We start from the raw sequence: 24695 nt of genomic DNA, 5'->3' as shown, positions 1-24695 counted from the left end.
AAACTGGATGTCTCGCGATCGGTCCTGATTTGCGCAGGCGCGGCTTCGAGAAATTCCGCAGTTCAAGGTGCTATGGCTTGCAGACGCTTGGCCTCGCCCGCGCGCAAATAAATCTGGTCAGTTGTCCGGCGCGTTGTTCGCAAGCAATGCGATCGTTGCTGGCCGATTTCGATACAGGCAGCGCTGCAATCACAACCTGCCATGGTGCTCAAAGCAATTACACGCTAATAGAGCTTCACGAGGAGATACTACCACAGGTTTGGAAGGAGCGTTGATCACGCTTGCGGCAAGACTCTCGGCCAACGGCAGCAACTTTGTGAACTCGATTACATTGAAGCTAAAATCGGAAAGCTAGACACGCTATACCGTCGGCGCGGTTTGTGCCAAAACCGCAAAGCGAAGCTGACGAAGGACATGTGAAGTTTGGCCGCATCCAAGAAGGGCACCTCGCCCGCGGAACGCCAGAACGGGATTGATCGGACCATCGATCTCCTGGAAGCGCTGCTGCATTTGCGCGAACCCTCCAAGCTCAGCGACCTCGCCAAGCAAATGGGCGCGCCGCGATCGACGGTCTATGCCATCGCCAACCGCCTGATCGAGGCGGATCTGCTGGAAAGCGTCGGCGAGGGGCAGGTCTATTTCGGCAAGGCGGTGCATCTCTACGGGCGCGCCTATGCGGAGGCCAATCCGCTGCATCGCCGGTGCCGCGAAGCGCTCGACCGGCTGGCGACCCAGCACAGCGCCACTGCGCAGCTCTGCGCGCTACGCGGCCGCAAATATGTGGTGGTCGATACACGGGACGGGTCGGGCCTGTTTCGGATCACGACGGATGTCGGCATCGAGGTGCCGCTGCCGTGGACGGCATCCGGCCGGTTGCTGCTGGATCATATGAGCCCGGCGGAAATCCGTGCGTTCGTTCCGAAAGAGGATTTTCGCCTTCCGGACGGCCGCGTGCTCGATGTCGACGATTTCATCAAGGACGTCGCCCGCGCGAGGCGTGAGGGCAAATGCGTGACCACGGCGCTGTCCGACCGGTTCACCTCGTGTCTTGCCGCGCCCATCCGTGACAAGAGGGGCGTCGCAGTCGCGACGCTTTGCTTCGTCGTTCCAGCGGACTCGGTGAAGGAGCGCAGGACTGCGCTGCTCGACGACCTCGTCGCCACCGCAAACGAACTCTCGGATCGCAACTGAACTCAGTCGAGTAGCAGCGTGACGGCCGATGCATCCGCACCGGCCATCACGCTGTCATCGCACGTCCGAATGCGCGTTGAGACGGGCAGGCCTTGCATGTCTGCTCTTGACATCACGCCGCCGTAATAACTAACGTGACGCTATAAGATAATATTGTCCACTATAAGAGACAATGCAGTTGCAGGCGCGCTCCCGTTCCGTTCCGGGCGAGAGACGCGATCCTGCGTTCCAAGCGAGGATTCAAAATGGCGAATGCAGGCCAACAGGTACCCGGACGACGCTGGCTGATCGGTTGTCTTCTCGGCGTCGGAATTCTCATCAACTACATCGATCGCGTCGGGCTCTCCGCCGCGACGCCCGAGCTCACCAAGGAGCTCGGCCTCACCGCCACCGACATCGGTCTGCTCGGCAGCGCGTTCTTCTGGACCTATTCGCTGCTGCAGGTTCCCGGCGGCATGGTGCTCGACCGCTTCGGCGTCACCATGGTCGGCCGCGCCAGCACCTTTCTCTGGGCGGTCGCGGCGACAATCACCGCGCTCGCCAGCGGTCTCTGGGGCATCGCCAGCGCTCGCCTGCTGCTCGGTGTTGCGGAAGCACCGGCCTTTCCGGCCAGCCAGAAGGCGACCGGCCACTGGTTTCCGCTCGATGAGCGCGCGCGGTCGACCGCGATCTTCGATTCCGCCGCCAAGTTCTCCAACGTGATCGGCGTGCCGCTGGTCGCCTATGTGATCTTTCTCTACGGCTGGCGCTGGGGCTTTGGCGTCACCGCACTTTTGAGCTTCCTCTATTTCGTCGCCTACTATCTCATCTACCGCAATCCGAGCGAGGATCCGAAGCTCTCGAAGGCGGAGCATGATTACATCATCGCCGGCGGCGGCACGCCGGAAGGCCCGGCCACGGCGGGGCAGAGCCGTATGCTCGGCTACCTCCTGCGCAACCGCAAGGTCTGGGGGCTGACCATCGGCTTCTCGGCCTATGGCTACACTTTCTATCTCTTCCTCACCTGGCTGCCCGGCTATCTCGCGCAGACCATGCACATGAACCTGATGTCGGCCGCGGGCTATTCGACGATTCCCTGGATCTTCGCGACGCTGTCGGATCTCCTGATCGGCGGGTTCCTGGTGGATCATCTGATCGCGCGCGGCTACGACTCGACCCGGGTGCGCCAGTCGGTGATCATCGTCGGCATGCTGATGGGGCTCGCCGTGATCGGCGCCGCCTTCACCGTGAAGCCGGGCTGGGCGCTGCTGTGGCTGTCGATCGCGATCTCGGGATTGTCGGCCGCGGCGCCCGTGGGATCCTCGATCGTGTCGCTGATCGCGCCGAAGGGCGGCGCGGGAACGGTCGGCGGCATCCTGAATTTCACCAACAACATGATGGGCGTTCTCGCGCCGATCGTGACCGGCATCGTGGTCGACTGGACACAATCCTTTGCCGGCGCTTTCATGATCGCCGGAATCGTCCTGCTGATCGGCATCTTCTTCTATGTCGTGGTGCTCGGACGGATCGAGTCGATTCCCGATTTCGCCGAAGAGGCGCCGCACGGCGCCGTGCCGGTGCACTAAGGAGGGGAGCATGCCCCAAGCGACAGGCCAGAGTCCGAACCAGGGCGCGAGCAAGGATACGCTCATCCGCAATGCCAGGCTGATCGACGGCACCGGCGCGCCGTGGTTCGAGGCCGACCTGCGCATCAGCGGCAGCCGCATCGCGGCGATCGGTGCTTCCTTGTCTGCGCAGGACGCCGAGATCATCGATGCGCGCGGCTGCTATCTCGCGCCGGGCTTCATCGACGCGCATTGCCACGACGACCTGATTTGCCTGCGCGAGCCTGACCGGCCCGAGAAGGTCTTGCAGGGCGTGACCACGCTCGTGGTCGGCAATTGCTGCTTCTCGCTCTACCCGGCGACCGCAGGCTCCGCCGAGATGCTGCGCCTGCACTTCTCGGGGCTCGCCGGCGAAACCCGAGCCGATGAAGTCTTCGACAGTTTCGACGGCTATCGCCACGCCCTGGAAGGGCCGGGCGTGGCCCTCAACCTGGTCTCGCTGGTCGGGCACGCCGCGATCCGGCTCGCCGTGCTCGGTTATGAGCGCCGTGCGGCGACGGAGCAGGAGATCGCGGCGATGCAGGCGCTGCTCGCGCAGCAGCTCGCCCAGGGCGCTGCCGGCCTGTCGCTTGGTCTCGTCTATCCGCCGAGCGCCTATGCCGACACCAACGAACTGAACGCGCTGGCAGAGACGGTGCGGGCGCAGGGCAAGCTGCTCACGGCGCATATCCGCAGCTATGAAGCGGGCCTGCTGCAATCCATCGACGAGTTCATCGCGATCCTGCGCGCTTCCGGCGCGGCGGGGCTGCTGTCGCATCTGCAGTCGGCGGGCAAGCCGAACTGGGGTGCGATTCCCAAGGCGCTCGACCGGCTGGAGGCCGCGCGTGCGGAGGGAATCGATATCTCCTTCGACATGTATCCGTATCCGGCCGGCAGCTCCTACATGTTGCAATTGCTGCCGCCGGCCGCGCTGGAAGGCGGCATCGATGCGTTGCGCGAACGGCTGCGTGATCCTGCCAGGCGCGAGGCGCTGCGCGCGCTGGTGGAGGAGGGCGATCCCGATCCGCATGCCGCGCAGTCCAAGATCGTGCTGATCGGCTGGCACAATGTGCGCATCTCCGGCACCGGCAATCCTTCGCTGAAGCCGCTCGAGGGCAAGTCGATGGTCGATGCCGCGCGCGAACTCGGCATCTCGCCGTTCGATCTCATGGTTCGCTGCATCGAGGAAGACCAGGGCCAGACCGGCATCATCATGTTCCAGCTCGATGAGGCCGATCTGCGCGCGGCCTTCACCCATCGTCTGCACATGGTCGGCTCCGACGGCATTCCGCGCCCAGGCACCAAGCCGCATCCGCGCGCCTATGGCAGTTTCCCGCGCGTTGCCGGCCGGCTGACGCGGGAGCAAGGCTGGTTCACGCTTGAAGATGCCGTACGGCGGATGACGGCGTTGCCCGCGCAACGCTTCGGCCTGTCCGACCGCGGCATCCTGCGGCCTGGCATGATCGCGGATCTCACGCTGTTCGACGACACCATCATGGACAAGGCGACGTTCGAGACGCCGACGGAAATGCCCGCGGGCATCCGTTCGGTCTTCGTCGCGGGCGAGGCTGTGGTCGCGGGTGGACGCAGCACCTTCGCGCGGCCCGGCCGGGCCTTGATCGGGGGATGACGACCCCGCAATCTCAGTCATCACACACAGGACGATTCGCAAATGACGCTGAAACGATATGGCGCGGCCGGCGGCACCGGTACCGGCGGCCAGCACCTTCCCTTTGCCCGCGCGGTCGAAGCCGACGGCTGGCTCTACGTTTCCGGCCAGACGCCGATGGAGAACGGCGAGGTGATCGAGGGCGGCATCATTCCGCAATCGCACAAGGCGATCCGCAACATGCTCGCGATCCTGACTGAAGCCGGCTTTGAGCCCAAGGATGTCGTGCGTTGCGGCGTCTGGCTCGACGATCCCAGAGACTTTCAAAGCTTCAACAAGGTCTTTGCCGAATATTTCGGTGCCAATCCGCCGGCGCGGGCCTGCGTGGTGTCGAGCATGGTGGTGGATTGCAAGGTCGAAATCGACTGCGTCGCCTATCGCAAGTGAGCCGCTGGCTGCTGTGCCGGAGCCCGCAGGCCCGGACGTGAACATGCCGTGCAGCTCAAGCGGAATGTGTCTTGGTTGGATCGGTGCAATCCGCGAACTCCGAACACCTCTCCCCGTCGGGGAGAGGTGTTCCCGTACGTCGATCGAACCTGACTCCATCCCGCTTTAGAACCGTTGCGACATGCCGACATAGACGCCGCGCCGCGGGCCGTATTGCGGGGCGAACACGCCGATGCCGGAGCCGTCGCGGATCTGGTAGATGGTGTCGAACACGTTGACCACATCGAAGCGCAGCGTCGTCGGCTTGTTCGGCGCGACGATGTTGAAATCGTGCGACAGGCCGAGATTCACCTGCGTGTAGCCGGGCAGATGATCGGTATTGGCAAAGCCCGAACGCAGGCCGCTGCCATAGACCATCGACACGCTGTAGCGCGTGCCCTCCCAGAGATAGGACGCGCCGGCCGAGCCTGACAGCATCTGCGCGTGGTCGGTGTAGATGTAATGGCCCGCGATATAGGCGAGCTCGTCCGCGCCGAACAGATATTGGTTCGAGATGACGTTGGACGCGATCTGCTTGGCCCAGGCGAGGTTGGCGTAGGCGCTGAAATTGCCGTTGCGATAGGTCGACTTCAGCTCGACGCCGACATTCTCGCCGCGATCGTAGTTGAAGCCGCTCAGCACATAGGCCGCGTCGAACTGGCCATCGTCGAGCAGGTCGCGCGCCTTCTTGTAATAGGCATCGGCGCCGACCTCGAGGCCGGGGATCGGATAGACCTTCTGCGTCACGCCGACGTCGAACACGTGCGCGCGCTCCGGCAGCACCGGGCTGTTCTGCCCGACCTCCGGCGTCTGCGTGTTGGCGGGCGCGCCGGGCGGGGTCACCAGCGCGAGATTGACCGGTGCGGCGATCACCTGCGAGGGCGGGGTGAAGTTGCGCGCATAGCCGGCGTGGAACGTGGTGCCCTCGAACGGCTTCCAGGTCAGGCTGACGCGCGGGCTGAGCTGGTTCGCATCGACATATTGATACATCTGGTCGAAGCGTAGGCCGGCGTTCAGGGTCAGGTTGTTGGTGATCTTCCATTCGTCCTGAACGTAGGTCCCGATCAGCCAGCCGGTCTTGGCGCTGGAATCGAACACCGAGAACGGCGCGTCGATCGTCCCCGCGGTCGGGTCCGCGGGATCCAACAGCGGCAGCACCGTCGTCCCGCTGTTGACCAGCGTCCGCTCCGCACTGACCGACAGGCCGAAGCGCAGCGTGTGCGCATAGCCGATGCGCCAGGCGGTGTCCTGCTGGAGGCCATTGACGACGCTCTGGCGGTAGACATCCGAGGAGACGCCGTTGAAGACGAGATCGCCGATCGGATCAGGATAGAAGTGCAGCAGGCTGGTGCGATTGAAATAGGAGGTCTGCGTGTCGAACGCGCCGTTCGAGGTTTGGTAGGAGACGACATTGAACTGGTTGAACTCGTTCTGGTGCTCATTGAGCCGCGACGAGTCGAAATTCGAGACGCCGAACGCCGTGTAAGCAGGCGTCTGGCCGGGATTGTTTGGAATCTGGAATGTCGCATTCGACACGCCGCTCATGAAGGTGAGGCGGCTGGTCGGATCGATCATCGTCGAGAGATAGAGAAATCCCTTCTCCTGGTTGGTCCGGTCGTGGATCGCATTCACCGACGGGGTCGGGTTCTCGATGCCGAGGTTGTTCTGGAGGAAGCGTCCCGACAGGAAGTACTGGGTCTGGCCGGCGGTCCCGCCATATTCCACATTGGTCGAGCTGGTCCCGTTGCTGCCGCCATAGACGCCGACGACGCCGGAATTGTTGAAGGCGTCGGCCTTGGTCTGGATGTCGAGCACGCCGGCCGTGCGCTGGCCGTACTGCGCGGGCAGTGCGCCTGTGAGCAGGCTGAGACTGCCGACGATGCCGGTGTCGAGGATCTGCCCGAATGCGCCGACGCCGTCGGGAAGCATGACGCCGTTGATGCGATATTGCAGATTGGCGTGCTCGTTGCGGACATGCAGGTCGCCGCTCGCCGCCGAATCTTGCGTGACGCCGGGGAATTGCAGCAGCACCTTGTCGAGCGAGGCATTGCTGCCCTGCGGCAGCGCCTCGATCGCCTGGCGTGTGAGCGTGTGGGTGGTGGCGCCGCCGGGCGGCAGCACGGATTGGCGTGCGGCATCCAACCGTTCGCTCTGGCCCTCGACGGCGGCGGGCGCCTCGGTCTGCGGTCGTGCCTGCGAGGTCGAACGTCGCCGGTCGACTGCGACGCGAACTTTTGGGCGGCGCGGCGCCTGCGTCTGCTTGGGTGCATCGACTTCGACGGTGGGCAGCGTCGTGACGGGGGCCGTCGTCTGCGCGATTGCGCCTCCGCCGGAATGACACAGCGTGAGTGCGGCGAGGCTCGCGCCCGCCAATATTGATTTTGAAGATTGCATTGTCCTGATTTCCGATCGCGCACCGGCATGCTCATTCGGAGCACCTGCAGGCGGCACGCGCCGTCGACACGCGACGGATCAATTTTCGATAGCCTTGCGGGATCGGCTCAAGCGGATGGCCGATTCCGAAGGCAGCTCAATCGATGGGGATCAGGAGGCGGGAGGGGCGCGCGGCTGGAATGCCGAGCCAGCCGACTTCAGATGGATGAATTCGGCATCGGTGGTGCGGTAGAGCAGCTCGATCGCTTGCGGCAAATGCAGCAGAGGCGGTGTTGCGAACACGACCGTGCCCGCCATCGCGACAAGTGCGCAGATCGCGCAATTGTCCTCGCCCGGTTGTTCGCGATCGGGGTTTGCCGGCGACTGCTTCTGGACCGCCGCGCCGGTCGGCGCGAGGCTCTTGGCGCTGTCGGCCAGTTGCGACTGCGCAAGCGGCGCGGCTTGCGCGAACCAGTGGCTGTGGCCGAAGGTCAGCGCGAACTGCACCAGCATCGCAAACAATGCGAGCCGGGCGCCGTGCCTGATATTCGACCGGAACCACTTCATCTGGAAAACGCACCTCGCATCGCAAGGCGCCGACCGGGCGTCGCGATGTTATAATGTAACATCGCAGCATCTGTCAGCGGATGTCAACCGAAGGGGAGCCACATCGCGCGGGCAGGGCGCCCGATGTGTCGTTCGGGCAACTAGGTAGGTTTTGGTTGAATCGGTGCGCGCCCAGAGCTCGAAACACCTCTCCCCGCTGGGGAGAGGTGAACCACGAACAATTCAGCGCCCCTCGCGCACCCAGGTCGCGGCAAATGCGCCGAGCAGCAGCAAGAGGCCGATCAGGCCGGCGAAGATCGGCAGCACGCCGACGCCCTTGACGACGCTGGCGTCGCGCATACGCACGCCCATCCAGCCGTCGCCGGCGAAGACGCTGGTCGAGCGCACCGGGACGATGCGCGGCAGCTCGACGCTGCCGCCATCCGCGATCCGCACGGCGCTGCCGCCGGTCGCCTGCGTCAGCGGCTTCAATGTCTCGGTGGTGGAGGTGACTTCCGAGAACTCCTTCGGATTGGTCGGGCCGACATTGATCAGCGCCTTCAGCGAGCCGTCGGTCGCCTGCCACAGGCCGAGCTCGCTGGCCGGCAGGCTGGCGCGCCACTCGCCGGGCTCACCGGGGGAGAGCGTCAGGTCCCGCGAGACACCGGAGGGCGAGGTCACGCTCACCGGCTGCACGCTGTCGGCCATGGTCTGGCGCACCACGACGAGATCCTTGCCCTGCACCTGCAGGCGCAGCGCTTCCTCGTCGAGGTCCGGCTGCTTCATCAGCCAGTGCGACATCCGCCTGAGCAGATCGAGATGCGGACCGCCGCCCTCATAGCCGCGCGCCCACAGCCAGATGTGGTCGGACAGCAGCAGTGCGACGCGGCCTTCGCCGAAGCGCGACAGGAACAGCAGCGGCTTGCCGTCCGCGCCCGTCATCACCGGCGGGTTGACCGCATTGCGGGTTTCGACGGTGCGGAAGAAGCGGCTCCAGTGCGGCGGCTCGAACGCCGAGCCTTCCAGCCCGCGCGTGACCGGATGGCGTTTGCCGATGTCCGAAAGATGCGCATAGAACGGCTTCTCGGTGACGCCGACCGGCTCGGCCGGCAGCACCGTGTCGAGCGGCGTGCGCCAGATGCTGCTGGTCGAGGCGTAGTCGGGGCCGGCCGAGACCAGCACCGCGCCGCCCGCGCGCACATAGCGTGCCATGTTCTCGAAATAGGGGATCGGCAGCACGCCCTGGCGGGCGTAGCGGTCGAAGATGATCAGCTGGAATTCGTTGATGTGCTGCTGGAACAGCTCGCGGGTCGGAAACGCGATCAGCGACAATTCGTTGATCGGCGTGCCGTCCTGCTTCTCCGGCGGACGCAGGATGGTGAAATGCACGAGGTCGACGCTGGCGTCTGACTTCAACAGGTTGCGCCAGGTGCGCTCGCCGGAATGCGGTTCGCCGGAGACCAGCAGCACGCGCAGCTTGTCGCGCACGCCGTCGATGGCGACGACGGCGCGGTTGTTCACCGGCGTCAGCTCGCGCTCGAGCGGCGAGGCCTCGATCTCGACGATGTTCGGGCCGGCATGCTTGATCTCGACGTCGACGCTGGCGCTCTGGCCGCTCGACAGCTGGCGCTCGTTGATGACCTCGCCGTCGCGGCGCACCGTGACCTTGGCGCGCTCGCCGGTGACGCCCTGGTCGTCGAGCTTGTAGGTGATGGTCTGGTTCTGGCCGACGATGCCGAAGCGCGGCGCCGCCGTGATCGCGATGCGGCGATCGCGCTCGTCCTTTTGTCCGGTGATCAGGGCCTGCACCGGGGCCTGGAAGCCGAGCGCAGCGGCGTTGGCCGGGATGTCGTGAACGCGGCCGTCGGTGATCAGGAATGCGCCTGCAACGCGGTCGACCGGCACGTCCGATAGCGCCGAGGCCAGCGCGCCGAACAACTTCGTGCCATCGGTCTCGCCGTCGGCCTGCCCGGCTTCGACGACGCGCACCTCAAGTCCCTTGATCTTCTTCAGGGTGTCGACCAGCGCCTCCTGCGCCTTCGCGGCTTCCTGGTTGCGCTTGCCGAAATTCTGGCTCGGGCTCTTGTCGACGACGACGGCGGCAACCGAGGTGAGGGGATCGCGGTCCTCGCGGGTGAAGGAGGGATTGGCCAGCGCCAGCAAGAACAGCGCCAGCGCGGCCACGCGCACCGCCGCGCCGCGCGCCCGCGCAAGCAGCAGCACGACCGCCATGACCAGGATCGCAGCGAGCGCGATCCACAGGACGATCGCGGGGACCAGCGGTGTAAACGCGATGCCGTAATTCATCAGGTCACTCTCTCGGCATCGTCATGGCCGGGCTCGTCCCGGCCATCCACGTCTGGCCGTGCGACACGAAGAACGTGGATGCCCGGCACAACGCCGGGATGACGGCTTCAGTTTGACGAGCACCGATCTTCAATACCCGCATCATTGCCCCAGCCGTTCGATCAGGGCGGGCGCGTGCACCTGGTCGGCCTTGTAGTTGCCGGTCAGCGTGTACATCACGATGTTGACGCCGGCGCGGTAGGCGAATTCGCGCTGGCGCGGCTCGCCAGGCGTGAGCGGCAGCATCGGCTGGCCGTCGGGACGGAGCGCCCAGGCGCCGGCGAGGTCGTTGGAGGTGATGATGATCGGCGAGACGCCGTCGCCGCCGCGTGCGGGTCGCTGTGCGCTCTCGTCGTCATCCTCGCGCGGCAGCGCCTCGACCCAGGTCTGGCCCGAGTTGAAGCGGCCGGGGAAGTCGCGCAGGAGATAGAAGGTCTTGGTCAGCACGTGCTCGCGCGGCACCGGCTCGAGCTCGGGTACGTCGAGCGAGGACAGGATCTCGCGCAGCGCCTGCATGCCCGGGGTCTGCGAAGCGCCGTTCTCGCCGGGCGGCGCTTCGACCGCATCGCGGGTGTCGAAGATCACGGTGCCGCCCTGCTTCATATAGGCGTCGATCTTGTTGATGGCGTCCTGCGGCGGCTTCGGTGTGCCCGGCACGATCGGCCAGTAGATCAGGGGGAAGAAGGCGAGCTCGTCGCGCGCGGGATCGACACCGACGGGGTCGCCGGCCTCGAGCGCGGTGCGCTGCGCCAGGAACAGCGTCAGGCCGGACATGCCGGCTTTGACGATGGAATCGACGTCGGCATTGCCGGTGACGACATAGGCGAGGCGGGTCTGCGACGTCGACTTCATCGCGAACTCGTCCGATGCACTGTCAGCGCGCGACGGTGTCGGCGACAGCACCGCGATGCCTGCAAGCATCAGCCCGAGCAGGATTACCGCGGGCGCGGCGCGGCGGCGCAGCAGCGCCGCGAGACCGCCGCCGAGCAGCGCGACGATGATGGCGTCGACCAAGAACAGCGCGAGCGAGGTCGACAGCAGCCAGCCACGCAGGTCGCGCGGCTCGGCATTGGTGTAGGTGGCGTGCCGGGCGCGCAGGCTCGCGGTGTTGAGGGCTGCGATGCGGTCGGCGTTGGCGAGCGTGTTCACGGCGAGCGGTCCTTCTGCCGGACCGTAGAAGCCGGGCGGATGGTCCGGCGTGGCGCGGTCGCGATAATCGGCGGTCAGCGGCTTGGCGGTGGCGGGCGGCGGCCCGAAGGCGCCGAAACCGTCGAGCATGTGCAGCGGCGCCAGTGTCTCGGCGCTCGCCTCAGCGGCAACGCCGGGGCCGGGCTTGGCGGTGTAGCCGGACATGTCGACGACGCGCCGGAGCATTTCGACGAAGGTGCCGGACATCGGCAAATCCGACCAGCGCATGTCGGCGCTGACATGGAACAGGCTGACGATGCCCTTGCCGCGATGCTCGCCGGTCACGAGCGGCGTGCCGTCTTCGAGCGAGGCCCAGCTCTTGGTGGCGAGCACCGCATCTGGCTCGGCCAGCACCTGTCGGCTCACGGTGACGTCCTTGGGAACGGCGACGCCGGCAAACGGACCGTCGGCGGCGAAGGCGGCGAGGTGCTGTGGCTTCTCCCAGGTCAGGCTGCCGCCCAGCGTGCGGCCGCCCTTGCGCAGCTTGACCGGGACGAGATCGTCCTCGGCCTGCGCGAGGCGGGGTCCTGCAAACCGTACCAGCACGCCGCCCTGGGCGATCCAGGCGTTGAGACGCTCGCGCAATTCCGGCGCGACCGTACCGATATCGGCCAGGATGATCATCGGCAGCTTCTGGTCGAGGAACTGCGTGATGCCCTGCTGCGGTGAGCCCTTGTCGGCGAGCCGCACGTCCGCGAACGGCGCCAGCGCGCGCGTGAGATAGAAGGTCGGCGCCAACAGCGGCTGCGCGGTCTCGCTGGTTGCGCCCGAGACGATGCCGATGGCGCGCCGCCGCCAGCGCTTGTCGAGCAGCTGCACCGCGCCGGCCGAACGCTCGCCGGAGATTTCGAGCCGCGAGATGTCGTTGCGCAGCTCGACCGGCAGGTCGAACGCCGCTTCGACTTCCTTGTCCTGCGGTCCAAAGGTGAAGCGCGCCTCGCCGATCGGCGAGGCCTTCTGGTCCAGCGCCCGCACGGTGCCGGCGGCAATGCCGCTGTCGGTGCGCAGCACCTTCACCGTCATCTTCGCCGCCGCGTTTTCCGCCGCGACCAGTGCCAGCGGGGAGGAGCTGCCGCCTTCGAACACCGTCAAGCTGCGATCCCCCAAGGTCTTGCCGAGGCCGGCCACGAACTCCTCGCCGCGGCCGGTGTCGACGCCGTCCGACAGCCAGGCGATCTCGCAGTCGCCGGTCGCCTTCAGGAAACGATCGATCGCGGTCAGGGTTTCAACGCGCTCGATCGAATAGGGCTTTGGCACGATCTGTCGCAGCGCAACGCGCGCCGCGCCCGCCGGCATCAGCGTGATGTCGCGGTTCGGCTCGGACAGCGGCACCAGCGCGATGGCGCGGCGATCGTTGTCGGCGTTGGCGATCAGCTCGTCGGCGGCCTTGATCCGCGTATCCCAGTTCGAAGCGGCGCTCCAGCCGTCGTCGAACATGATCATCAGCGGCGCCTTGCTGGCGGCAAGGCCCGTTTGCGGATTCCAGATCGGGCCGGCTGCGGCGAAGATCACCAGCGCTGCGGCGAGCAGACGCAGCGCGGTCAGCCACCATGGTGTCCGCGACGGCGTCTCCTCGCGTGGCGCGATGTCGAACAGCAGCCGCGTCGGCGGAAACTCGATGCGGCGCGGCCGTGGCGGCATCACGCGGAGCAGCCACCATAGCACCGGAAGGCTGACGAGGCCGATCAGCAGCAGCGGTTCGGTGAAGGCGAGCGGCAATCCCATCATGCGGCCGGCCCCACCTTGATCGAGGAGCTACGGGCACCCGACTTGCTCACCTGCATGCCGGCATGGAGGAACAGCAAGAGCTCGGCCGCCGAGCGGTCGGTCGCATGGGTCGTGAACAGCCAGTCGAGCTTGTTCGTCTCGGCGCGGATCTGGTCGCGGTGCAGCGCAAGCCTTGTGGTGTAGTCCTCCGCCCAGCTTTCGGCGCGGCCGGCGGTGATCACGCCAAAGCCTTCCGGCTCGACGAACTCGATGCGGCCCGAATAGGGAAACGATTCCTCGGCGGGATCGACGATCTGCACCAGCGTGCCATGCGCGCCGGAGCCGGAGAGACCGGCGAGCGTCGCCTGGATCTCCGCGATCGGCGACCAGAAGTCCGACAGCACGATCGTTTCGGCCAGCGCCGCAGGCACGAAGGAGGGCGGCAGGCTCAGCCGGTCGGCATCATCGTGCAGCATCGCCTGCGCCATCTTGTCGATGACGCTGCGGCTCGCGGTCGGCGCCATCAGCCCGGGAATGCCGACGCGCTCGCCGCCCGCGACCAGCAACTCGGCCAGCGCGAAGGCGACGATCAGCGTGCGCTCCAGCTTGGACTCGCGCGCGGTCTTCGAGGCGAACGCCATCGACGGCGAGCGGTCGGGCCAGATCCAGACCGTGTGGGACGCTTCCCATTCGAGCTCGCGGACATAGAGATGGTCGTCGCGCGCCGAGCGGCGCCAGTCGACATTCTGCGACGGCTCGCCCGAGACGAAGCGGCGGTATTGCCAGAAATTCTCGCCGGAACCGGCGCGGCGCCTTCCGTGCAGGCCGTGGATGACGTTGGCGGCGATGCGGCGGGCCTCGAGCACCAGGCGCGGCAGCGAAGCGGCGAGCGTACGGCTTTCGCCATCGGCACGTCGGATCGCGATGATCTCCTTGCCTGTGTGCCCGTTCTCTGCTGCCATCAACCGATCCGCGTCTTCAATTGCTTGATCACGTCCGGAATCGTGCGTCCCTCGGCGCGTGCCTGGAACGTCAACGCCATGCGGTGCTTCAAAATGGGCTCGGCGAGGTCGAGCACGTCGTCGATCGAGGGGGCGAGACGTCCGTCGATCAGTGCGCGTGCGCGCACGGCCAGCATCAAGGATTGGCTGGCGCGCGGGCCCGGGCCCCAGGCGATGAACTTGCCGGCCTCGCCGCTCTCCTCACCCGGACGCGCCGAGCGTACCAGCGACAAGATGGCTTCAACCACGGAATCGCCGACGGGCAGGCGGCGCACCAATCGCTGCGCGGCGATCAGCGCATCCGCGGTCATCGAGCCCTTGGCGAGCGTCTCCTCGGCGCCGGTGGTCTCGAACAGGATGCGGCGCTCGGCGTCGCGATCGGGATAGTCGACGTCGATCTCCATCAGGAAGCGGTCGAGCTGCGCCTCGGGGAGCGGATAGGTGCCTTCCTGCTCCAACGGGTTCTGCGTCGCCAGCACATGGAACGGTTTTGGCAGATCGTGGCGCGCGCCGGCCACGGTAATGTGCTGCTCCTGCATCGCCTGCAGCAGCGCCGATTGTGTGCGGGGGCTCGCGCGGTTGATTTCGTCGGCCATCAGCAGCTGTGCGAACACCGGGCCGGCGATGAAGCGGAACGAGCGTTTTCCGGCCGTGCTCTCGTCCAGCACTTCGGCGCCGAGAATGTCCGACGGCATCAGATCGGGCGTGAACTGGATGCGCTTGGCATCGAGACCGAGCGTGACGCCGAGCGTCTCGACCAGCTTGGTCTTGGCAAGGCCGGGCACGCCGATCAGGAGCGCGTGGCCGCCGGAGAGGATGGTGACCAGCGTATTCTCGATCACGCGATCCTGACCGAAAATCACCGACGCGATCGCGTCCTTTGCCGCACGCACCTGGCCCGACACCTGCTCGGCCGAACGGACGATGCCGTCTTCGAGCTTCTCGACACTTTCCGCCATCCGTCAGCTCCTTAAGCCTGTCACGCGGCTTTCCTGCGTCGTCAAATGATCGCATCAAATTGCGTCATCAACTTGCGTCATGGGCCCTATGCTAAACTTGCAGGAAGGCCATGTATTCGTTGAATTAACCTATCCCCACCTTATCGGCTTCGGGTTATGTACGGCATCACGAAGTGGAGACCTCCACACCGGACTTACCCGGGGTGGAACCGTAGACTTACGTACAACGTAAACCTGCACCAATCGTGCCAACGGACAAAGTCAGGGCAAACCATGGCGAACCAAGGGCAGAGCGCCGATCGCGGTCTAGAGGGGCTGACTGCCGCCGCCAAAAGTGCTGCCGGTGCCGAGGGCGCCAAAAAGGGCCTGCCCCCGGTGCATCTGTGGAATCCGCCGTTTTGCGGCGATCTCGATATCCGAATCGCGGCCGATGGTACTTGGTTCTATATGGGCACGCCAATCGGGCGCCACGCGCTGGTCCGCCTGTTCTCGACCATCCTCAAGCGCGAGGGCGACAAGCATTTCCTGGTCACGCCCGTCGAGAAGGTCGGCATCCGCGTCGACGACGCGCCGTTCATGGCGGTCGAGATGCTGAAGCACGGCGAGGGCAGCCAGCGCGTGCTGAGCTTCCGTACCAATGTCGACGATTGGGTCACCTGCGACGCCGCGCACCGGCTGCGTTTCGAGCAGGCGGCGGACGGCGGCCTGACGCCCTATTTGCACGTCCGTTCCGATCTCTGGGCCAAGGTCACCCGCGCGCTCTATTACGATCTGGTTGACATGGGCGAGGAGCGGATGGTCGATGGCCAGCCGATGTTCGGCGTCGAATCGGCCGGCGAATTCTTCGCCATGGCGGATGCGGAACAGGTGAGGGCCGCGCTTTGAACAAGCCTATTCCCAGGAGCGACAAGAGCGAGCACGAGCCCGTCGCGTTCCGCGCAGCGGATTTCTTCGCCCGCTCCAGGACGAAGCTCGGCTTCGACATTCCGCCCGGGCTGTTCGATCCGAACATCATTCCGGCCTCAGGTGATCCCGGCACCGACAAGATGCTCGAGATCGTCGCGCGCGAGCAGCCGGTGCGTCCCGCAGCGGTCCTGATCGCGGTGGTCGATCGCCCCGAGCCGACCATTTTGCTGACGCAGCGCTCGGCGCATCTGAACGATCACGCCGGCCAGATCGCCTTTCCCGGCGGCAAGATCGACGCGACCGATTCCTCGCCGCTCGACGCTGCGTTGCGCGAGGCCGAGGAGGAGGTCGGGCTGTCCAGAGATTTCGTCGAGCCGATCGGCTATCTCGATCTCTATGGCACCGCGTTCGGCTTCCGCATCCTACCGACGGTCGCAAGGGTCCGGCCGGGCTTTCAGCTCACCATCAACCATTCCGAGGTTGATGACGCGTTCGAAGTGCCGCTATCCTTCCTGATGAATCCGGTGAATCACCAGATGCACAGCAAGGAATTCCGCGGCATGGAGCGGTTTTACTATGCGATGCCGTTTGCGGAACGTTACATCTGGGGCGCAACGGCCGGAATGCTGCGTGTGCTGTATGAGCGGATCTATTCGTCATGATCCGGCCGGTTCTGACCGAGATCGGAATTTTCCTCATTCCTTTTGCCGTCTATGCGCTGTTCCTGGCCGCGACAAGATCCGGCCTGTTCGTGCAATCGTCCTGGCCGATCACCGTCGTCGCGCGCCTTATCCTGGTGGCGCTCGTGCTCGTCATCGCCGGCCTGATTGGCTTGGCACATTTCTCCGGCGCCGCGCCGAACTCGACCTACATTCCCGCCCATATCGAGAACGGCAAGCTCGTGCCGGGCAGGGACAGCTGATTGGAAAGATAAGGGCCGGACGATGAGCGCGGAGCCGATACTTGCCCCGATTCTTGCCGGCGCGCCCTGGCTGACCGCAGGCGGGACGGCGCGCGTCCTGCAACTGCTCAACGCGGATGGCGAGGAAGCGCGCGTGGTCGGCGGCACCGTCCGCAACGCGCTGCTCGGCCAGCCGCCGGGCGACATGGACATCGCCACCACGGCGCTGCCGGAGGAGGTGGTGCGGCGCGCCAAGGCTGCCGGCATCAAGAGCGTGCCGACCGGCATCGACCACGGCACCATCACGCTGGTCATCGATGGCGCACCTTACGAAGTCACGACGCTGCGCGAGGACACCGAAACGTTCGGCCGCAAGGCCAAGGTCGCCTTCGGCCGCGACTGGGTGAAGGACGCCGAGCGGCGTGACTTCACCATGAACGGCCTGTCGGTCGATGCGGCCGGCGTGGTCTACGATTATGTCGGCGGCATCGCGGATGCCAGGGCGCGGCGTGTGCGCTTCATCGGCGCGCCCGACCAGCGCATCGCTGAGGATTATTTGCGCATCCTGCGCTTCTTCCGCATCCATGCCGCGTTCGGCGTCGGCGAGCCCGACCGCGGCGGCACTCTCGCCTGCATTCGCGGACGCGCGGGCCTTGCGACGCTCTCGGCCGAGCGCGTGCGCATGGAGATGCTGAAATTGCTGGTGGCATCAGGCGCCTCCGCGGCCGTGCTTGCGATGGCCGATGCCGGCTTGCTGCAAGCGCTGATCGGCGGCGTTGCCTATACCGGGCCGTTGACGGCGATGATCGCGATCGAGCAAGCGCTCGGCCTGCCGGCCAGCAGCACGCGCCGTCTCGCCGCGCTGACCGTGGCCGTGACCGAAGACGCCAAGCGTGTTGCCACTCGCCTGAGGCTCTCCAATGCGGAAGCCAAGGCACTGGATTCGATGGGGCATCGCTGGTGGCGCCTTCCCACCAGGGACGAGGCCAATGCGCGGCGGCTCGTCTACCGGCTGGGCGCCGAGCGCTATCACGATCGCGTGTTGCTGGCCTGGGCGCGCAGCGGCGACGACGTCGCATCGTCGCGCTGGCGTGCGCTGGCCGAACTGCCCCAGCGCTGGACTGCGCCGAAATTTCCGCTTCGCGCCGCCGACTTCATCGCGCGCGGTCTGGCGGAAGGGCCTGTGCTCGGACATGTGTTGACACTTGCCGAGGACGCTTGGCTCGCGGCGGATTTTCCACTAGAGGAAGCCGCACTCGCTTCCATCGCCGATCAAGCAACAGCACGCGCCACTCGCGAGAAACATTGACCATCGTCTCAGGCTTCGCCGACATCTCGATTTTCCAGCTGCTGCTGGTCGCGTTGATGGCGTTGTTTGCCTCGATCATCGGTGGTCTCGCCGGCTACGGCACCGGCGCGCTGATGCCGCTGGTGCTGGTGCCGCTGGTCGGCGCCGAGCCGGTGGTGCCGATCATCGCGATCTCCGCGCTCTTCACCAATTCCAGCCGCGCAATTGCCTATCTCCGCTATGCCGACCGGCGCCGCGCGTTGATCGTGCTGGCCTGCGCGGCGTTGACCACCGCGCTCGGTGCCTACGGCTATACGCGCCTCACCAATGCAGGCGCGGCGCTCGTCATCGGCGCCATGCTGATCCTGAGCGTGCCGCTCCGCCGCGTGCTGCGGCGCCGCCAGGTCAAGATCGGCGACACCGGCCTTGCGGCGGGATCCGTCGGTTACGGCGTGCTGGTCGGCGGCACCTCGGGCTCGGGCGTGATCCTGCTCTCGCTGCTGATGGCCGCGGGCCTCGAAGGGGCCGCCGTGATCGCAACCGACGCGATGATCTCGCTCGGCACCGGCCTGATCAAGATCTCGGTGTTCGGCCTCGCCGGCGCGGTGACCGCGCAGGTGCTCGCCTTCGCGCTCCTGATCGGCGGCATCGCCATCCCCGGTGCGTTCCTGGCAAAAGCGTTCGTCGAGCGGATGCCGGTGCATATCCACACCGGGATCCTCGACGCCGCCGTGATCACCGGCGGGATGGTGATGATCTCGGCCGCGGCGCGGCAGCTCATCGGGTAGATGACGGCGGCCGCGGCTTGGATGAGCGCAGCGACATTCCGCGCTATAGCGGCATGACGCTCCGCTCTGATCAATGCCGACGCGTCAACGCTTTACGCGGCGGGCGCCAGGACGCGCAGGCGATGACCGTCGGGATCGAGCGCAACAAAGGTGTGTCCGAACGGCATGGCGGTCGGAGGCTGCGCAATCCGGACGCCGCGGGTCATCCATGTTTCGTAGGTCGCGTGCACGGCCTCAGCGTTCGCGGCCGCCCATGAGATCTCGCTGCTGCCGGTCTCCGAAGCAGACGGAGGTACGACGGCGTCCCGCTGCCACAGGCCCAGCATGGTGCCGTTCCCGAGCGGAAGAACGACGAATTTGGGAGACGATTGCGCGACAGGGCGCTCCAGCAGGGTCTGATAGAAAGCGGAGCTCGCCTGCGCATCGTCGACATAGAGCACCACGAGGTTGAAGTCAGCCATTTGCATCTCCTGTTCAGCTTGGCGATGGCTGAGGCTTACAGGAAGGTGCTGCCAGTTTCTGTCAGCATGGTCAGCGTTCGGTGATGCATTCCCGTTGCCGCCACTCCCGCAGCAAGTCGGTGCGGCGTCGCGGGTAGCCGCGCTCCGTGAGCGTGATCGACAGGATCCGGTCGGTGCGGAAATGGCGGTAGTCACCGCGGGTCTCGCACCAGGCCGCCACCATGCGCAGCCGATCGAAGAAGCCGAGCGCGATCGGCCAGATCGTGCGATTGGTGCGATTGGCGTTTTCGTCGCTGTAGGTGATGCGCAATTTGCGCTCCGTGCGGATGGCGGTCCGAATCATCGGCAATTCGGCGTCGCCTGCCGCCGGGTGGCGGCGAGCGACCATCAGGCTCGACGTTTCCAGGGTCCGCTGGAGATCGTCCGGTAGCACGGCCGCGATCTTTGCAAGCGCGTTGCGGGCCGCCTTTCCGAGCGGCTCATCCGGCTGTGCGGTAACCCATCGGCCGCCCAGCACCAGCGCTTCGATCTCCTCTTCCGAGAACATCAGGGGTGGCAACATGAATCCCGGCCGCAGGATATAGCCGATGCCGGGCTCGCCATCGATGTGGGCCCCTTGGCCCTTCAGCGTCTCGATGTCCCGGTAGATCGTCCGGAGGGAGACGCGGAGCTCCTCGGCCAGCCGGCACGCCGCGACGGGCCGACGATGCCTGCGCAAGAGCTGGATCACATCAAGAAGGCGTTGAGCGCGCGACATGACGCCTGATATCACGCCCTGCTGCCAGATTCTGTCAGCATCGGCTTTCGGCAACGCGTGCTGCGGATGAACCAATCGCGTTGCGTCTCCGACCAAGGGGGCGGGATCAGCGCTAACCCGGCTCCTCCCGTCGATTGCGGAGACCACATGCGATGCGGATGCGCTCGTCGGCACACTGGTTGTTTCCATGGCTGACCCTGGCGGGCCTCGCCACATCGCCCGCGGTGGCTGGCGCTGACGACGCGGACACCTGCGCAAGGCAATCGGGCGAGCCTGCCATCGTGGCGTGCTCTCGCGCCATTGCGTCGGGCGACTTCAGGGGCGAGGAGCTTGCGAAGCTCTACCTGAACCGCGGCATTGAGCATAAGAACAAGAGCGACCTCGACGGCGCCATCGCCGATTACGGTGAGGCGATCCGGGCCGATCCCAAGCGCGTCGGGGCCTACTTCAACCGCGGCAATGCCTGGCAGGCCAAGAGCGACTTCGATCGCGCCGCCGCTGACTACAGCGAGGCCATCCGGCTCGATCCCGGCTACGCCAAGGCCTACAACAACCGCGGCGTCACCTGGTCGGAGAAAGGGGCGCCCGATCGCGCCATCGCCGATTACAATGAGGCCATCAGGGTCGATCCGAACTACGCCGAAGCCTACAACAACCGCGGCAATGCCTGGATAACCAAGGGCGACCGCGATCGCGCCATCGCCGACTACGATTCTGCGCTCCGCCTCAATCCGAAATATGTCCCGGCCTACGACAATCGCGGGGACGCATTTCTTGCCAAGGGCGACCTCGACAGCGCCATCGCGGACTACAACGAGGCAATCCGGCTCAATCCGAAATTTGCCAAATCCTATTACAACCGCGGCGTGGCGCGGGAGAAGAAGCGCGATCTCGCCGAGGCATTGCCCGACTTCGAAGCCTACGCGCAACTCGTTCCGACTGACCCGGACGGTCCAAAGTCCGTGGCGCGCGTCAAGGCAGAATTGAGCGCGATGACGGGGCGGCGCTGACGGCTTGCTGCGCGGAATTGGATCATAGCTGACCCTGCTGCGCTGCCCGCAGACCGTACCGTCCGCGAGAAGTCGCTTTGTTGCCGGTTCGGCTGCGGCTTCCGATTCCATCGGAACGGGAAAGGCTCTAGTCTCGGCACATCTGTTCAGACGACATCCACCTTGACTCCCGCCGCGCGGCGGGACGCGGTGTGTTCGCTTAATCCCGAAGGACGGCAGGATGCGGGCAGTGATCATCGGTGCGGGAATGGGCGGGTTGATGACGGCGCTGGCGCTGCGGCAGTCCGGCGTCTTCGCATCGGTCGATGTCTACGAGCAGACGAAGGTGCCCAGCACTGCGGGCGCCGGGTTGAACATTCCGCCCAACGGGGCGCGGCTTTGTCGGTGGCTGGGTGTCGACCTCGATGGCGGGGATCCCAAAGGCCCCGATGCGGCGATCGACGGCGGCCGGGCCGCCATTCTGGAATCGACACGGCAATTCAACGCGGATGGGAGCGTGACGAAGCGGCCGTTCGATCATGTCACCGCCGCGGGCGACGGCGCCGGGTTTCATCACATGCACAGGCTGGACCTGTTGATGTGCCTGTACAAGCGGGTGTTCGAGTTCGGTCCGGGCAGTGGCGAGCCATGCCCGATCACCGTGCACATGGACTGCAGGCTGACCGAGTTGCGTCAGACCGAAGGCGGGGTGACGGCAACCTTTGCCAATGGCCGAACCGCCACCGGAGAGGTGCTCGTAGGTGCCGACGGGATCAACTCAGCCACGCTGCAGCTGGCATGGCCGAACCCACGTCCCAAGCGCTGGACCGAGGTCACCTGCTTTCGCGGACTCATGCCCCGGAATGTGGTCGCCTCGCTCCGCAAGGCGGACGGCAGCCCGCTGGATCACAATCCCATCGACTCCTTCAGCATGGATCGCCATCGCAACGACAAGAGCGGGGCGACGACGTACTGGGTGCGCGGCGGCGAGCTATTGAACGTATGGATCGCCCGCTATGAGCCCGATTCCGCCGCGTTCGAGCAGGAGGAGGGCGACTGGTTTCCCGTCAGTCGTGAGGAAATCCTTCGCGAGGTGGGCGAGGCGTTCGAGGGCAGCCCAAGCCGGGACGACCTGCTGGCGCTGGCGGGCGCGATCGTTCGTCCGACGAAATGGGGCCTCTACGATCGCGACGCGCTCGAAACCTGGGTGCAAGGCCGCGTCTGCCTGCTCGGGGACGCGGCGCATCCGATGCTTCCCACGTTTGGCCAGGGCGCGGCGCAGTCGTTCGAGGACGCCGCCGCGCTCGGCAGCGCCTTCACCCTGCACAAGCGCGATGTGGCTACGGCATTGTTGCATTACGAACGCGTGCGGCATTACCGCGCGACCCGCTTCCAGCTCGGCTCAAAATTCGCCTTCGATCATTTGCGGGCCAGGGACACCGCCGAGCAGAAGGCGCTGCTCGAGTCACTCGACGAGCGGGTGAGCCCGGCCTTTGCTCACGACAAGCGCGGCGGCGAGGACGATTCCTGGATCTATGCCTACGATGCCCGCAAGATCGGCGCCGAATTGCCTCCGAAGAGATTGGGGCCGTGGGACTTCCGCCGCGCTGCCAAGGCCAATTACGCCGCGATCACCCGCGAGCTCTGGAAGCCGGCCGGTCCCGCCAGGGATCCGCGCCCCGTCACCCGCGAGGAGGTCGCCCAACACAACAGGCGAGACGATTGCTGGGTCATCATCCGGGGAAAAGTCTACGACATCACCGAGTGGGCACCCCATCATCCCGGTGGCGCTGGAATCGCGCGAATGTACGCGGGCAAGGAAGCCACTGCCGAATTTGGTGACTACCACAGCGCACAAGCCGTCGCGCACATGGCTCATTTCTGCATCGGCGATCTCGTCGAGGCTGCAACCACCTCGCCGTGATGCCGGAGAAGCGCAGTCTGCAAGAGATGCTTGTCCGACGTCACGGCCCTCTGTCCGACGCCTGCTTCTCGACCCAAAGCAAGCATTCCGCATGGCTCGAAATCCTCGAGCCATGCGATCCCGTGTCTCCGGCCTGGCCGGGAGATGGCGTGGACTAGCGGCGGCCCGATTGCTTGATTTCAGCGACCTGCTTTTCGCCGGGCAACTTGCCTGCGGCCATCAGGCTGCTGCAAATCCACCGAGCCTCTCTGCTTGTCGCGCCCACGAAAGTTTTGGTGTCTATGCACTGTGCGTAGGTGTTGTAGCTGAGCGTGTCCCGGCACGTCGACGAGAAATTTCCGACCCAGGAATCCGTACTCTGACTACATCCAACCCAGGGAGCATTGCCGACCCTGTAACTCGTTTCGCAACCTCCGTTGCAGGTGCTGGCGGATCGCTCCAGCCTGGCAAGCTTACCCAACACCGTATTCGGCGCGAATACCGGATTTTGAGCGGTTGATGAGCCTGATGTCCGGTGGGATGTCGCGGTCGTTGGCCCCTGCCTCGGCACGACATTTGGTCTTGCCTTCGGTGCTTCGACTGAGACGGCGGGAAGCGAGGAGCTTGGTGTGGGTTGCGACATTGCCGTGGTGCTGCACAGCAAGACGGTAGACAAGGCAACGATGACGGACGGCACGGCGAAGCCTAATGACGATCGCATAAGGTACCTCCCCAAATCCGGGACGGAACAGCCGTCCCGACAGCCAGTGGTTGTATCACAATATTCCGATACCGGCAATTCGGTGAACGCAGGACCATCTGCGATAAGACGCCATCGACATGATGACCGAGAGAGCGCTGATCCCTGTCGTCATTGCGACACTTCTATGACAGTGATGTCCGCTCGTGCCTCGTGATTGGCAGAGAAGCGGACATCGGCTGTGTTGCGATGACTGCGCACGGAGTTTGCGGCTACGCTGCCGAAGCAGGCATTTCGCATGGCTCAGAATTCCTGAGCCATGCGATCTTGTGTCTCTGAAGCAGCCGCCTGGCGACCTGAACTAGCGGCGGCCCCATTGCTTGATTTCAGCGACCTGCTTTTCGCCGGGCAGCTTGCCCCCGGCCAGCAGGCTGGTGCAAATCCACCGGGATTCCCTGGGTTGTGCACCAAGGAAGGCCTTGGTCTCTACGCACTGCGCGTAAGTCTTGTAGCTGAGCGTGTCTGTGCACGTCGGCGAGAAAAGACTGTTGTCATACCCTCCGGCACTAAAGCTACATCCGACCCACGGCGCGTTGCCGACCCTGAAACTTGTTTCGCAACCACCGTTGCAGCTGCGGGCTTCTCTCTCCAGCTTGGCGAGCCTCCCCATGACTGTATTCGGCGCGTATGACGGCGTTTGAGCCGATGATGAGCCTGATGTCCGGTGGGACGTCGCGGTCGTAGGCCCCTGCCTCGGCACAACGTTTGGTCTTGCCTTCGGTGCTTCGACTGAGACGGCGGGAAGCAAAGAGCTTGGTGTGGGTTGCGACATTGCCGTGGTGCTGCACAGCAAGACGGTAGACAAGGCAACGATGACGGACGGCACGGCGAAGCCAAATGACGATCGCATAAGGTACCTCCCCAAATCCGGGACGGAACAGCCGTCCCGACAGCCAGTGGTTGTATCACAATATTCCGATACCGGCAATTCGGTGAACGCAGGACCATCTGCG

19 protein-coding genes are annotated in these 24695 nt (G+C 65.3%); 11 read left to right on the top strand and 8 right to left on the bottom strand.

All coding sequences use genetic code 11. The annotated features are described in order from the left end of the window. Positions 1-423: 423 nt before the first annotated feature. The 4 genes from JQ587_RS32280 (at position 424) to JQ587_RS32265 (ending at position 4830) form a co-directional block, all read left to right on the top strand. Positions 424-1191 carry an IclR family transcriptional regulator gene (locus tag JQ587_RS32280; protein WP_212297521.1) on the top strand — a complete coding sequence of 256 codons (768 nt, stop codon included), beginning with the start codon at positions 424-426 and terminating at the stop codon, positions 1189-1191. 245 nt (positions 1192-1436) lie between these two features. Further along, positions 1437-2756 (top strand): MFS transporter, encoded by a 1320-nt coding sequence (locus JQ587_RS32275; protein WP_212428032.1) that lies wholly within the window; start codon positions 1437-1439, stop codon positions 2754-2756. Between the two features lie 10 nt (positions 2757-2766). Further along, on the top strand, positions 2767-4404 hold the full coding sequence (locus JQ587_RS32270) for an N-acyl-D-amino-acid deacylase family protein (RefSeq protein WP_212428031.1): 1638 nt from the start codon (positions 2767-2769) through the stop codon (positions 4402-4404). A 42-nt stretch (positions 4405-4446) separates the two neighbouring features. Further along, positions 4447-4830, top strand: coding sequence for a RidA family protein (locus JQ587_RS32265; RefSeq protein ID WP_212428030.1), 384 nt, complete (start codon positions 4447-4449; stop codon positions 4828-4830). 165 nt (positions 4831-4995) lie between these two features. On the opposite strand, the gene JQ587_RS32260 is transcribed toward JQ587_RS32265, so the two are convergent. The 6 genes from JQ587_RS32260 to JQ587_RS32235 form a co-directional block, all read right to left on the bottom strand. Further along, a complete protein-coding gene (locus tag JQ587_RS32260) occupies positions 4996-7263 on the bottom strand; it encodes a TonB-dependent receptor (protein WP_212428029.1) in 2268 nt (755 codons plus the stop codon). 150 nt (positions 7264-7413) lie between these two features. Beyond that, positions 7414-7809, bottom strand: coding sequence for a DUF2946 domain-containing protein (locus JQ587_RS32255; protein ID WP_212297526.1), 396 nt, complete (start codon positions 7807-7809; stop codon positions 7414-7416). Positions 7810-8031: 222 nt separating this feature from the next. Beyond that, complete coding sequence (locus JQ587_RS32250; protein ID WP_212428028.1) at positions 8032-10095, bottom strand: hypothetical protein; 2064 nt, start codon at positions 10093-10095, stop codon at positions 8032-8034. A 141-nt stretch (positions 10096-10236) separates the two neighbouring features. Continuing rightward, positions 10237-13050, bottom strand: a complete 2814-nt coding sequence (locus tag JQ587_RS32245; protein ID WP_212428027.1) for a DUF4159 domain-containing protein — start codon at positions 13048-13050, stop codon at positions 10237-10239. Then, positions 13047-13991 (bottom strand): DUF58 domain-containing protein, encoded by a 945-nt coding sequence (locus JQ587_RS32240; RefSeq protein WP_212428026.1) that lies wholly within the window; start codon positions 13989-13991, stop codon positions 13047-13049. The genes JQ587_RS32245 and JQ587_RS32240 overlap by 4 nt, the downstream gene beginning before the upstream one ends. Beyond that, positions 13991-14989: an AAA family ATPase gene (locus JQ587_RS32235; RefSeq protein ID WP_212297530.1), complete on the bottom strand. Its 999-nt coding sequence runs from the start codon at positions 14987-14989 to the stop codon at positions 13991-13993. Before JQ587_RS32235 ends, JQ587_RS32240 begins: the two co-directional genes overlap by 1 nt. A 273-nt stretch (positions 14990-15262) precedes the next feature. Between JQ587_RS32235 and JQ587_RS32230 the strand changes: the two genes are divergently transcribed. Genes JQ587_RS32230 through JQ587_RS32210 form a run of 5 tightly spaced genes read left to right on the top strand, consistent with a single transcriptional unit; the run spans position 15263 to position 18872 of the window. Next, positions 15263-15874: a DUF1285 domain-containing protein gene (locus JQ587_RS32230; RefSeq protein WP_212297531.1), complete on the top strand. Its 612-nt coding sequence runs from the start codon at positions 15263-15265 to the stop codon at positions 15872-15874. Next, entirely contained in the window at positions 15871-16557 is a 687-nt protein-coding gene (locus JQ587_RS32225) for a CoA pyrophosphatase (protein ID WP_212297532.1), read from the top strand. Before JQ587_RS32230 ends, JQ587_RS32225 begins: the two co-directional genes overlap by 4 nt. Next, positions 16554-16817 carry a DUF6111 family protein gene (locus JQ587_RS32220; RefSeq protein ID WP_212297533.1) on the top strand — a complete coding sequence of 88 codons (264 nt, stop codon included), beginning with the start codon at positions 16554-16556 and terminating at the stop codon, positions 16815-16817. Before JQ587_RS32225 ends, JQ587_RS32220 begins: the two co-directional genes overlap by 4 nt. 22 nt (positions 16818-16839) lie before the next feature. Beyond that, on the top strand, positions 16840-18105 hold the full coding sequence (locus tag JQ587_RS32215; RefSeq protein ID WP_212428025.1) for a CCA tRNA nucleotidyltransferase: 1266 nt from the start codon (positions 16840-16842) through the stop codon (positions 18103-18105). Continuing rightward, complete coding sequence (locus tag JQ587_RS32210) at positions 18102-18872, top strand: sulfite exporter TauE/SafE family protein (RefSeq protein WP_212428024.1); 771 nt, start codon at positions 18102-18104, stop codon at positions 18870-18872. The genes JQ587_RS32215 and JQ587_RS32210 overlap by 4 nt, the downstream gene beginning before the upstream one ends. A 92-nt stretch (positions 18873-18964) precedes the next feature. On the opposite strand, the gene JQ587_RS32205 is transcribed toward JQ587_RS32210, so the two are convergent. Further along, positions 18965-19333 carry a VOC family protein gene (locus tag JQ587_RS32205; protein ID WP_212428023.1) on the bottom strand — a complete coding sequence of 123 codons (369 nt, stop codon included), beginning with the start codon at positions 19331-19333 and terminating at the stop codon, positions 18965-18967. A gap of 70 nt (positions 19334-19403) precedes the next feature. After that, positions 19404-20090, bottom strand: coding sequence for a helix-turn-helix transcriptional regulator (locus tag JQ587_RS32200; protein WP_212298042.1), 687 nt, complete (start codon positions 20088-20090; stop codon positions 19404-19406). 152 nt (positions 20091-20242) lie between these two features. On the opposite strand from JQ587_RS32200, the gene JQ587_RS32195 reads away from it, so the two are divergent. Together JQ587_RS32195 and JQ587_RS32190 are read left to right on the top strand one after the other, a co-directional pair. Further along, complete coding sequence (locus tag JQ587_RS32195) at positions 20243-21100, top strand: tetratricopeptide repeat protein (protein ID WP_212428022.1); 858 nt, start codon at positions 20243-20245, stop codon at positions 21098-21100. 220 nt (positions 21101-21320) lie between these two features. Then, positions 21321-23003 carry a cytochrome b5 domain-containing protein gene (locus JQ587_RS32190; RefSeq protein ID WP_212428021.1) on the top strand — a complete coding sequence of 561 codons (1683 nt, stop codon included), beginning with the start codon at positions 21321-21323 and terminating at the stop codon, positions 23001-23003. Positions 23004-24695: the final 1692 nt, after the last annotated feature.

The sequence above is a fragment of the Bradyrhizobium manausense genome, from assembly GCF_018130615.1.
Classification (GTDB): Bacteria; Pseudomonadota; Alphaproteobacteria; order Rhizobiales; family Xanthobacteraceae; genus Bradyrhizobium; species Bradyrhizobium manausense_A.
Note: the sequence above shows the minus strand (reverse complement) of the source record. Positions and strands in the feature narration are given on the sequence as shown.